Annotated in this window: 9 protein-coding genes and 1 pseudogene; 9 read left to right on the top strand and 1 reads right to left on the bottom strand. The window is 68.3% G+C overall.

All coding sequences use genetic code 11. The features are described 5' to 3' along the window. The first annotated feature begins 128 nt into the window (after positions 1-128). From G3I60_RS19420 to G3I60_RS19435, 4 genes are all read left to right on the top strand, one after another. Entirely contained in the window at positions 129-1,574 is a 1,446-nt protein-coding gene (locus G3I60_RS19420; RefSeq protein WP_164294190.1) for a DUF4331 domain-containing protein, read from the top strand. A gap of 149 nt (positions 1,575-1,723) precedes the next feature. Further along, positions 1,724-3,037 (top strand): tetratricopeptide repeat protein, encoded by a 1,314-nt coding sequence (locus G3I60_RS19425; RefSeq protein WP_164294191.1) that lies wholly within the window; start codon positions 1,724-1,726, stop codon positions 3,035-3,037. Further along, positions 3,034-4,815, top strand: coding sequence for a nickel transporter (locus G3I60_RS19430; protein WP_164294192.1), 1,782 nt, complete (start codon positions 3,034-3,036; stop codon positions 4,813-4,815). Before G3I60_RS19425 ends, G3I60_RS19430 begins: the two co-directional genes overlap by 4 nt. Before the next feature lie 47 nt (positions 4,816-4,862). Continuing rightward, positions 4,863-5,180 (top strand): hypothetical protein, encoded by a 318-nt coding sequence (locus G3I60_RS19435; protein ID WP_164294193.1) that lies wholly within the window; start codon positions 4,863-4,865, stop codon positions 5,178-5,180. Positions 5,181-5,257: 77 nt separating this feature from the next. Here G3I60_RS19435 and G3I60_RS19440 read toward each other — a convergent pair whose 3' ends face one another. Continuing rightward, a complete protein-coding gene (locus tag G3I60_RS19440; RefSeq protein ID WP_164294194.1) occupies positions 5,258-5,839 on the bottom strand; it encodes a polysaccharide deacetylase family protein in 582 nt (193 codons plus the stop codon). 768 nt (positions 5,840-6,607) lie between these two features. On the opposite strand from G3I60_RS19440, the gene G3I60_RS19445 reads away from it, so the two are divergent. The 5 genes and pseudogenes from G3I60_RS19445 to G3I60_RS45540 all read left to right on the top strand — a co-directional run. Further along, positions 6,608-6,802 (top strand): hypothetical protein, encoded by a 195-nt coding sequence (locus G3I60_RS19445; RefSeq protein WP_164294195.1) that lies wholly within the window; start codon positions 6,608-6,610, stop codon positions 6,800-6,802. A gap of 783 nt (positions 6,803-7,585) precedes the next feature. Then, the gene (locus tag G3I60_RS19450; protein WP_164294196.1) at positions 7,586-9,403 is read left to right on the top strand and encodes a glycoside hydrolase family 15 protein; all 1,818 of its coding nucleotides are present in this window, start codon (positions 7,586-7,588) and stop codon (positions 9,401-9,403) included. A 245-nt stretch (positions 9,404-9,648) separates the two neighbouring features. After that, the gene (locus G3I60_RS19455) at positions 9,649-11,145 is read left to right on the top strand and encodes a molybdopterin-dependent oxidoreductase (protein WP_203673301.1); all 1,497 of its coding nucleotides are present in this window, start codon (positions 9,649-9,651) and stop codon (positions 11,143-11,145) included. Then, positions 11,142-11,720, top strand: coding sequence for a hypothetical protein (locus G3I60_RS19460; RefSeq protein WP_343241041.1), 579 nt, complete (start codon positions 11,142-11,144; stop codon positions 11,718-11,720). Before G3I60_RS19455 ends, G3I60_RS19460 begins: the two co-directional genes overlap by 4 nt. Before the next feature lie 135 nt (positions 11,721-11,855). Beyond that, a pseudogene (locus tag G3I60_RS45540) lies at positions 11,856-11,960 on the top strand (glycosyltransferase); the annotation flags it as partial.

Genomic DNA, 11,960 nt, shown 5'->3' on the forward strand with positions numbered 1-11,960 from the left:
GCTGGAAAACTCTCTCCATTGAGTGGAGTTTCCTATCGGAGCCAATCCGCAGTGCGCTTGGCTCCGAAGAGCATGCGGAGGTCCAAACCTCCGAGACCGTCCCCACGTTCGCGAGAGAAAGAATCTTCATGACCGCAAACGCATCACCCGCCGGCAGCAGTCGGTGGAAGTCCGCGGCGATGCTGCTCGCGCTCGGTTCGGCAGTCGCCGGCGCCGCGCTGGCAGGGCCCGGCACGGGTGTCGGCCAGGCGTCCAGTCACCGGGAAGCACCGCTGATCGCGGCTGACCCGCAGGTCGACAACACCGACCTGTACGCGTTCACCAGCCCGGACAAGTCCGACACGGTGACGCTCACGGCCAACTGGATCCCGTTCCAGGAGCCGAACGGTGGGCCGAACTTCTATCCGTTCGCTGAGGACGCGCACTACGACATCAACATCGACAGCCAGGGCACCGGCAAGCCGGACCTGACCTACCGGTGGACGTTCCGCAACGAGGACCTGCGCGGCGAGAAGACGTTCCTGTACAACAACGGCGTCGTGAACAACCTCAACGACAAGACGCTGCTGTTCCGCCAGCACTACTGCCTGCAGGAGATCCGCGCGGGCAAGAAGCCGGTCACGCTCGTCGCGGACGGTATCGCCACGCCGTCCAACGTCGGCAAGGCGTCCATGCCGAACTACGGCAGGCTCCGCAACCAGGCCACGCAGAAGCTGCCCGGTGGCGGTCAGACCGTCGCCACGCAGGCCGCGGACCCGTTCTTCCTGGATCTGCGGGTCTTCGACCTGCTCTACGGAGGCGACCTCTCCGAGACCGGCCACAACACCCTGAACGGCTACAACGTCAACACGTTGTCCATCCAGGTGCCCAAGTCCAAGCTCGCCTACAAGGGCAACGCCAAGCGCAACCCGGTCATCGGCGTGTGGAGCTCCACCGAGCGGCGCACCATGCAGCTCAGCCCCGGCAAGCAGACCCCCACGGGCAAGTACGTGCAGGTCTCACGTCTGGGCAACCCGCTGGTCAACGAGGCCGTCGTGCCGGCAGGGCTGAAGAACGCCTTCAACGCGCTGCCGCCGTCGGAGGACCACAACCAGCCGAAGGTCGTCGCGAAGGTCCTCGACCCCGAGCTGCCCAAGCTCATCCAGGGCATCTACGGCATCCCGGCACCCGCCACCCCCCGCAAGGACCTCCAGGAGATCTTCCTGACGGGCATCGCGAAGGCGACCAACGGGCCGCTGGCCGTGGACCTGAACTCGCAGCTGATGAACCTCGACATCAACAAGAAGCGGTTCGTTCCCGCCGAGGAACTGCGGCTGAACATGTCGACACCGGTCACGGCCATGCCGGACCGGCTCGGCGTGCTCAACGGCGATTTCCAGGGCTTCCCCAACGGCCGCCGCATGGGTGACGACGTCATCGACATCGCCATCCAGGCGCTCGAAGGCGCCACTCCCGGTCACCTGATCCAGGCGCTGGCCGCCGGTGACGGCGTCAACGGGCCGGGCGCCCCGTTCGGGACCACGTTCCCGTACGTCGCCCTGCCGTACACCGGTTCGGTCAACCAGGCCGGCTAATCCCGGCTAGTCCCCCACAGGCCGGTGCGGGCCGACGCCACCTGCCCGCACCGGCCCTTGTCAACGATCCAGCCGCAGGTTCGTCCGCGCTGGGCCCGAATCTGTCGTTCATACCGGTACGCAACAACCGCTAATGAGGGATGTCGTTCATGCGCCGCCTCGCCCTGATCGCCACCGCCGCCGCGCTGTGTGCCGGCCTGACCGGATTCGCGGCACTGGAACACACCTCCAACTCCTCTCCCCCCACGGCGGCGCCCGCTCCGGCGGCCGACGCGGCCCATACCGCGCTGTCGATCGGTGCGGTGGTCAGCCAGCTCCAGGACAAGCTGCGCCTACAGCCGGCCGATGCCGCATCGTGGGCGCAACTGGGCTCCGCATACGTCGAGCAGGCCCGGCTCACCGTCGACCCGACGCTGTACCCCAAGGCGGAAACGGCATTGCGGCGCTCGCTGACGCTGCAACCGGACGTCAACACGACCGCGCAGACCGGCATGGCCGGACTCGCGAACGCCCGGCACCAGTTCACCCAGGCGCGCACCTGGGCCGATCAGGCCGTCGCCGGCGATCCGTACGCATGGGCCGCCTACGGGGCACTCACCGACGCCCTGACCCAACTCGGCGACGACGCCGGAGCCCAGGCCGCCGTCCAGCGGATGCTGGATCTGCACCCCTCGACCGCGTCCTTCACCCGCGCCTCCTACACGCTGGAACTGCAAGGCCGGACCGATGAGGCGGCACAAGCCCTCCAACGCGGACTGGAGGACGCGTCCAACCCGGCTGACCAGGCGTTCTGTCAGCACTACCTGGGCGAGCTGTCCTTCAACACGGGTTCCACCACGGTGGCGTTGACGCACTACCGCAAGGCGTTGGCGTTGGATCCGACCTACACCGCCGCCCTCGCCGGCGCCGCCCGCGCCGAGGCCGCGCTGGGCCGGACCGCCCAAGCCGTCACCGACTACCAGGCAGCCATCACCCGCGTCCCCCAACCCCAGTACGTGCTCGAACTCGGCGAACTCCTGGAGTCCCAGGGCCGCACCGCGGAGGCCCGCGCGCAGTACAGCGTCCTGGAGGCCGAGCAGAAGCTGTTCGCCGCCAACGGCGTCGTCGACGACCTGAACCTCGGCCAGTACCAGGCCGACCACGGCAACCCGCGGCTCGCCGTCACCTTGCTCACCGCCGAATGGGGCCGCCGCCACAGCGTGCTGGTCGCCGACGCCCTGAGCTGGGCCCTGCACCGGGCCGGACGAGACGAAGAAGCGCTGCCCCTGGCGAAAGAGGCCAACCGGCTCGGCTGGCGCGATGCCACGCTGCGCTACCACCGCGGCGTCATCGAACAGGCGATCGGCGACGACCAGGCCGCGCGTACCGACCTGACGGGCGCCCTGTCGGCCAACCCCGCCTTCTCCCCGCTGCGCGCACCCGACGCACAAGCGCGCCTGGCCCGCCTCCAAGGACAACGATGACCCGTATCCGTGCCCACTCACGACGCGCCGCACTTCTCCTCGCCGGGATCCCGGTGCTCTTCTTCCTGGCCGCACCGGTCGCGTCCGCCCACCCCTTGGGGAACTTCACCGTCAACCGGTACGACGGTCTGACGCTCCACTCCGACCGGGTCGATGACCTGGTGGTGGTGGACACCGCCGAGATCCCCACCCTCCAAGCCATGCCGGCCTTGGACAGCGATCACGACGGCCGGCTCAGCGCCGCCGAAGCCGCCACCCACGCCCGCACCACCTGCGCCACGATCGCCCGCGCAATCCGTGCGACCGCCCAACCCCAAGGGACCGGGTCCTCACGCGCCGTCTCGTTGCACCTCCAGGTCATGACGACCGACTACCGGCTCGTGCGGGGCCAGGCCGGTCTCGACACCGGCCGGCTCGAGTGCCGATTCAGCGCGCCCGCGGACCTGGGTGCCACCGGAACCCTCGAACTCACCACCGGGGTCGATCCGTCCCACATCGGCTGGCACGAGATCACCGCCCAGGGCGACGGGACGCGGATCGGCTCCTCGGACGTCCCCGCCGCCTCCATCTCCAACGAGCTGCGGAAGTACCCCGCCGACCTGCTGTCCAATCCGCCCGACGCCCGCCACACCCGCGTCACCCTCGGCAACGGCCCGGGGGCCGTCGCGGCGAACGCGCCGGGTTCGGGACTGCTGGGCGGCTGGTACGCGGCTCTGGACGCACGGTTGGGGTCCCTCACGGACCGGGACCGGCTCACCCTTCCCGTCGGACTGCTCGCCGTACTGCTGGCCCTCGTCCTGGGTGCGGGACATGCCGCGCTGCCCGGACACGGCAAGACCATTATGGCCGCCTACCTCGCCGGCCGGCAGGGCCGGCCGCGCGACGCGGTCACGGTCGCCACGACCGTCACTCTCACCCACACCGCGTCCGTCCTGGTCCTGGGCACCGCGCTGAGCGTCTCCTCCGCACTCGTCGGCGAACAGGCACTCGCCTGGCTCGGCACCATCAGCGGCCTCGTCATCATCGCCGCCGGAATCTGGCTCCTACCCGCAGCCCTCCGCACCGCGCGCACCCGGGCGGGGGCCCGGTCCGCGGACCGGGCCCCCGCACACGACGGCCACACCCACGGCAACCACGAGCACGGCCACGACCATCCGCACAGCCACGACGTGGCGGTCGCCGCCGCCGCCGAGCCCGTCGGAGCCGACGAACTCGTCACGGCTTCTGTCGGAAACCCGGCCGTCGCCGCAGCCGGCACGACGACAGAGGCAGCGCTCGCCACGGGACCCGAGTCACACCACGACCATGCGGCGCCGAGCGCTACTGCTCACCAGCACCACGAGCAGCGCCACCAAAGCCACAGTGGCCACGATCACCCACACGGCCACAGCCATGGGGGGCACGGGCACAGCCATGGGCTGTTCGGTCACCATCATCTCGGCGGGTCGAGCGGCCGTAAGAAGGGCGGCCTCATCGGGATCGGCATCGCCGGCGGCCTCGTACCCAGCCCCTCCGCCCTGGTCGTCCTGCTGGGCTCCATCGCCCTGGGCAGAACCGCCTTCGGCGTCGTCCTCGTCCTCTGCTACGGCCTGGGCATGGCCGCCACCCTCGCCGCCGCCGGCCTGCTCCTGCTGAAACTGCGCGACCGGATCCCGGCCCTGAACGGCGGACGGGCCGGCCGGCTCGCGACGTGGGGCGCACGCATCACCCCGCTGGGCACCGCACTACTCATCCTGGCCGTCGGGATGGGCACCGCACTGCGGGCCATGCCGCTGTGAACAGGCACCTCGGCCTCTCCATCACTCCGGAAAGCAGGAAGACCACCATGGCATCACGTGCTCGTACCCGCTGGGCCACCCTGTTCGTGCTCGGCGCGCTCGCCCTCACCGACTGCGGCTCCTCCGCCACACGCACCGGGGCACTCGACACCACCTCCGACAGCAAGAAACCCACCTGCCGAACCCACCAGAGCGTGCTGCCCAGCCAGGACTACACCGGGGGAAGTGATGCCAAGACCCTGGCCGTCCTGGCGATGATGAAGTACTACACCGCTAAGGGAACGCTGCCCTTCTGCGACACCAAGCCCGCCACCGCACAGGACATCGCCTGGGCCAAGCTCTACACCAACCTCACCAAGCCCTGACGGCACGGTCGCCCAGGAGTGCCTCAACCCCCGGACTTGTCTCCTGGCCTCCGCTGTGCTGGGTCGGTCGCGCGCGGTCACGGCGTGGTGAAGGTGTAGCCGGCGTCCAACAGACGTGGGATGTAGTCATTGAGAGCGGCAAGGGTCTGGGCCCGGTTTCCGCCACCGTCGTGATTGAGGATGATGGCCCCCGGCTTGACCGTGCTCAACACGGTCGAGGCAATGTAATTCTGGCCGGGGCATCGCCAATCCTGAGGATCCACGCTCCACGCCAGAGGACTCATCCCCAGCTGGAAACACGCATCCAGCGCCTTGGGAGAGAAGTCGCCACCAGGAGCACGGAACCAACGGGTACGGCATCCACCGGTGGCCCACTCGACGACGTCGCTGGTGCGCTCCAGTTCGTCGCGGACGCCCCCGGACGACAGACGACGCAGGTCGGGATGGGACCAGGTGTGGTTGGCGATCTGATGCCCGGCTTCATAGATCCGTGCGAGGACACTCGGGTTGTCAGCGGTGTTCTGACCCACCACCACGAACGTGGCACGGATGTCGTAGTGGGCCAGAAGCGCCAGAATCCTCGGGGTGTACTCCGTGTTCGGGCCATCGTCGAACGTCAGCGCGATGGCCGTGCGATCCGGGTTCGACAGTTCGTACAACGGTGACGTACGTAGAGCGGGTTCAGCCGGCTCAGCGGGAACGGGCACCGCCGCGGGGGGTGCCGCCGCGGCTGCTGGTGGAAGTGGCATGGCGTTTGTGGTCGGTGTGATGGACGTCCGGCCCGTACGAGTAGCGCCGGGTTCTCCCTCGGCAGGTTCGGCGAATTGGGCGCAGCCGGCCATCAGGAGGCTGACGCCGGTGGCCAGGATGAATCGTCGCGGCAACGCCTTCGGGACCGGTTCCATGCCCCGGTCTCTCACACCCCCGCAGGCCCGGACGGATAACCACACCGGCCCAGAGCGTGATTCAGCCGGGCAGACCGTTCCAGCGTGCCGGACGCGATGCCATCGAGTACAACCGGTCGGCGGAATCGCCCGTCCTCAGGGCCGGGCACCTCCCGGAACGCGTCAGTGATCATCCAGTTCGCCGTATCGCATCGGGCTGCCGTTTTGCCCCCTATGGGTCCAGCGGGAGAAGAGTGCCGCCGACAACGAGCGGGACGCGGAGTAGTGCGACAACAAGGCCTGGTGCTCGCGACGCTACCGGAACGGAGTCGGGCCCTGTGCCGGGGCAGGGATTCCGGTCGCGTTCGGTCCTGTTCGCCGGGGCAGCCAGCGTCCGGATGCCGCTTGTCCGCGAAACCGTGACGCGAGTTCGTCGCGACCTCTCCTGGTCCATCGCCTCGGACAACATTCCCTATTCGATGCAGCAGACCCGACAAGACGCCCCGTCGGACCCTTGCCGCGACCGACGGAACTCCCCCGCCCGTGACCGACCCCGCCGCACTCAACCGCACCCTTCACTACACCAACGACATCACCGGCGGTGACGTCGAGGCCATCGACGCATTCCTCGCGCCGCGGCTGGCCGAGCAGCGCGACGATCACTACGGCACGCCCGGCTACAAGATGGCCTTCGCCCTGGACAGCCTCGTGCAGGACGCGGCCAACACCGCCCGCTGACACCTGGACAAGCTGACCAAGGACGCCCTCCTCGACAGCCGGGACCGCCTGAGCTCCCGGCAGGACCTGCAACGCGCGTGGAACCGGCCGTGGAGCGCGGTCTACCCGTGGAACGCCGACACCGGCTACGACACCGCGCGCTGGAACCACCTGGACTACCTGGACCCGCAGGACCGGGCCCGCCAGGAGGCGATCGCCGCACAGGCCGAAGCCGAAATGGGTGCCGAGACCACCACCGCCCGAAAAGGTGACCCGCGATAAGCACCGACGCCTGCGGTACCTGACAGACTCCGCACGTCCGCCGCCCCGGGGACCGGCCGGCCGCCACCCCGTTGTTATGGGTGGCGGAGAAGCACCACCGTTCGTCGACCCACCCGCCGCTTGGCGTCGGTGCTGTCGCGCGCATCCACGTTGTGCAGACCTGCCACCCGTGAACTGTCCGGTATTGCACCGGACTGGATGGCGGCCGGACCTCTCCCCAAGGCCACCGACAGCAGCACGGACTACCTGCGCCGGCAGGTCCTGAACTCGCGCAACATCCGAAGTTGCCGCATCACGGACTGGGTCCTACCGCCAAGCGATGGGCCACTTGCAGATCGTTGCCGATTCCGCTCGACCCGCGCCGACCCCGGCGAGTTGACGCTCGGACGCGAGACTCACTCAGCGCAACTTTACGGCTATATATCGGAATTGATTGCATATGGTCCGTACCATGATTCAGTGACCATCCCGATGGCAACTGGCATGTTCCCAAGGCCCCCGACCGCAGGAGGCTGCAGGTGAGTGAGTGAGCGTCCGATCAATGACTACGCGGTTCTGTCGGACTGCCGGTCGGCCGCCCTGGTGGGCTCGGACGGGTCAGTGGACTGGTGGTGCCTGCCGCGTTTCGACAGTCCGGCAGTCTTCGCCTGCCTGCTTGACACCGATGCGGGTCATTGGTCCATTCGTCCGTGGGGAAGTACCGAGGTCAATCGGCGGTACCGGGACGGCGCCCTGGTGCTCGAGACGACGTTCCGCACCCGTACTGGGACGGTCGTCCTGGTGGATGCGCTCGCCGTGGGACGCAGAGAGCGAGGCCATGCGCTCGGCAGCGCATCCCCCGGGGCGCTCCTGCGGCAGGTCACCTGCAGCGAGGGCAGTGTGGTGGTTGAGGTCAGTTACGCGCCGCGGCCGGAATTCGGCCTGGTCCACCCTCTGATGTCGCCGGTCAAAGGAGGCCTTATTGCGCGCGGTGGCTCCCACAGCCTGATGCTGTCTGTACCGATCGAACTCGCGATCGAGCAGTCCACCGCCCGCTGCGAGATCATGATGCGAGCTGGTGACCGGCTCGACATGGCCTTGCACGCCCACCCCGCCTGGGGCGACGAGCCCAGACCGTGGAGCCGACGACGCATCCGACGGCGCCTGGCGGACACCACCAACAGCTGGCGATCCTGGACAGCGCTGCACCAGGCCTACCGCGGGCCGTGGCAGGAGCAGGTCGAGCACAGCGGGCGGGTACTGCAGGCGCTCACCTTCGCCCCGACGGGGGCGATCGTGGCGGCCGCCACCACCTCGCTCCCCGAGAGCATCGGCGGAGACCGCAACTGGGACTACCGCTACACCTGGGTACGCGACGCCAGACTCACCCTCCAAGCCCTGGCCACCGCATCCTGCGACATGGAAAAGGGCGCCTTCTTCGGTTTCCTCGCCCGCGCCGCAGCCACCCAGCTGCAGCGCGGCGTGGACCTACAGGTCATGTACGGCATCCGAGGCGAACGTGACCTGAGCGAACGGCCCATGCCCCACTTGACGGGATGGCGCCACAGCGCCCCGGTACGCACCGGCAACGACGCCTGGCGACAGCGGCAGCTGGACGTCTACGGCGAACTCCTCGACGCCGCCCACCAATGCCTGCCCAACGACACGCCGCTCGACCTGCCGGTCCGGACATTTCTCGTACAGGCGGTGGAGGCAGCGGCCCGCTGGTGGAGCGAACCCGATCAGGGCATCTGGGAGGTGCGCGGACCGAGCCGGCACTTCCTGCACTCCAAGCTCATGTGCTGGGTCGCCTTGGACCGTGCCATCGACATGGCACCGGCCCTACAAGCAGCCGATCGCGTCCAGGACTGGAAGGCCATCCGGGAGCAGATCCGCACCACGATCGAGGGAGAGGGCTGGAACGATCAGATGGGAGCGTTCTCCCAGGCATTCGGCAGCGAGGAACTGGACGCCTCCGCCCTCGTGCTGGCCCTGGTGGGATTCCTTCCCGGCAACGACCCCCGTGTGCGGTCAACCGTCGAAGCAATCCGATCGCAACTCACGGACGCGCGGGGGCTGGTACATCGCTACCTCAAAGACGACATGCCGACGCAGGAGGGCACTTTCCTGCTGTGCACTTTCTGGCTCGCCCACGCCCTGGCAATCAGCGGTGATGTCTCCGGAGCACGGCAGGTGTTCGAAACAGCTCTGGCCCAAGCCAACGATGTGGGCCTACTCGCTGAGGAAGTCTCCAGCGCCACGGGCGAAGCTCTTGGGAACTACCCGCAGGCCCTCAGCCACATTGGCCTGGTCAACGCCGCCCGCGCCATCCACGAAGCAGAAGGCAGCTCGCCGAGATAGCAGACGGTGCCCTGCTCTTGTGGCTCCCCGACAGGCCGGGGTAAGTCTCCGCCGCTGGTCGGTGGCCGACAAACCACTTCTATGGCCTGCAGGCGATCGGCGCCGCAGTGCGCCCCAGCCAGTGACGCACCCGGTGCCCCTTGCGGGCAGAACGGCGCGAACCGTAAGGAGTCGCTACCGCCGTGCGCCAATGGTTACGACGTACGGTCTTCCCGGACACTGTGTGTAACTGGGAAGGAACCGAGATGGACGCCCCTGACGACGGACAGGACGCCCGCCGCCCACCCCCCAAACCGCAGCCGCAGCCTCCGGCGGACGGGGCGAGCACACCGGCAGACAGCACCCCCGGGCAGCCAGCAGCGAAACCCCCGCCCAAAGCTACGCAGCAGCCCGATACCTCCCCCGCCAGTGCCAGCCCGGCGGCGAAGCCTGAGCGGCCTGGTCGGTTGCGTGCGTTGTTGGCGGCGGGCCCGCCGCCGGGTCCTGCCCGGCCGGGGTTCTGGCGCAGCCCGTTGCGCGGCCCGTGGCTGACATCCGTGTTCGGGTTGATTCTGCTCGTGGGTATCACGGTGATGTTCTTGACCGGGCTGCTGTCCTACGCCGCGTACAACCCGGACTTGTCGCCGGTCAATGACCAGACCCCGGACAAGGGGATTCTGGGGTTCTACTTGTTCTCCTGGCCCACCCACCCCTACTGGCTCTACCGGCTCCTGCAAGGCGTGCACGTCACGCTGGGAGTGGTACTGATCCCGATCCTGCTGGCCAAGCTGTGGTCGGTGATCCCCAAGCTGTTCTCGTGGCCTCCGGTGCGCTCGGTCAGCCACGCGCTGGAGCGCCTGGCACTGCTGCTCCTGGTGGGCGGCGCACTGTTCGAGTTCATCACGGGCATCCTCAACATCCAACTGCACTACATCTTCCCCGGCTCCTTCTACACCCTGCACTTCTACGGAGCATGGGTGTTCATCGGCGCGTTCGTCGTCCATATCGCCTTCCGCATTCCGACCGTGGTCCGCGCCCTGCGCAGCCGTCGGATGCGCACAGAGTTGCGCACCCCCCTGGGGCGGGCCGAGCCCGAACCCATGGACGCGACAGGTCTGGTCTCACCGCGGCCGGCCCCGCCGACGATGTCGCGACGCGGCGCGCTGGGGATGGTGGGCCTGGGATCCGCGGCCCTGCTGGTCGTCACGGCGGGGCAGAGCATCGGCGGGCCACTGCGCCGCGTCGCACTGCTGGCCCCGCACGGCGGCCCGAACCCTGGCTCGGGTCCAGGCGGCTTTCAGATCAACAAGACGGCGGCCGACGTCGGCATCCGGGCCCGTGACATCGGGCCGGAGTGGCGACTGACCGTACGCGCCGGCACCCGTCAGATCGTCCTCACCCGAGCCCAGGTCCTGGCGTTGCCGCAACACGGAGCCTCACTGCCGATCGCATGCGTGGAGGGATGGTCCACCGACAACCAGGACTGGTCCGGCGTGCGACTTGCCGACCTGGCCGCCCTTGTCGGCCTGCACGACCGCCCGCCGGGCGTCGCGGTGGAATCCGTACAGCGAGGCGGCGCCTTCCGGTCAACGGTGTTGCGGGACAACCAGGTCCGCGACTCCCGCTCGCTGCTGGCACTGCGGGTCAACGGCGCCGATCTCACCCCGGACCACGGCTACCCCGCCCGCATCATCGTCCCCGCCAACCCCGGCGTGCACAACACCAAATGGGTCACCCGCCTCACCTTCGGGAGCACCCTGTGAAAAGCGTCCGCGCGCGCTACGGCGCCTCCCCCCTGCACCTGCTGCTCATCCTGTGCTCCTTCGCCCTCACCGCATACGCAGGGACCCGACTCCTCAAAGGTGACACCCTCCGCATCGTGATCTGGTTCGTGGGAGCGGCCCTCATCCACGATCTGGTGCTGCTCCCCCTGTACACCGTCACCGACCGTGCGACACAAGCCCTTCTGGGCTCCCGCGGCGGTTCCGGGAAACACCACCGCACCCCAAAGCAGTGGATCAACTACCTGCGCGTGCCGACCTTCGTCGCACTGCTCCTGCTGATCACCTGGTACCCCCTGATCCTCAACAAGGTCCCCGGCTATCACCTAGCTACGGGCCTGCCCTCCGACGTATTCCTCGGCCGCTGGCTGCTCATCGCCGCCGCACTCTTCGCCGCCTCAGCCCTCTGCCTGATTACCTCCATGTGGCGCCAACGCACCCCGCGCCCCCAGCCACCGATGCAGACGGATCCTGGCGCACCGCCAACTGGCTCTCCATCTGCCGGACCAGGTCCTCAACCTCCACCTGGGCACAAGGCGCCGGATGACGAAGCCTGAAACGGTGTGACCACGTCTGGCTACACCGGACCTGCGACAACAACCTGACCGGAGTAGGCCTATAGAACTGGGGAATGAGGACGTCTGATTTTCGTAAGGGTTAAATGGGATAGATGTCGGTTTCTGCTTCGTAGGGTGAAGAGCGTGACCAACCCACCGACACCGCCCGTCGACGTCGTACTGCCGTGCCTGGACGAGGCCGGTGCCCTGCCCTGGGTGCTGGAGCGCATTCCGTCCGGC

The organism is Streptomyces sp. SID13666 (assembly GCF_010548325.1).
GTDB classification, from domain to species: Bacteria; Actinomycetota; Actinomycetes; order Streptomycetales; family Streptomycetaceae; genus Actinacidiphila; species Actinacidiphila fildesensis.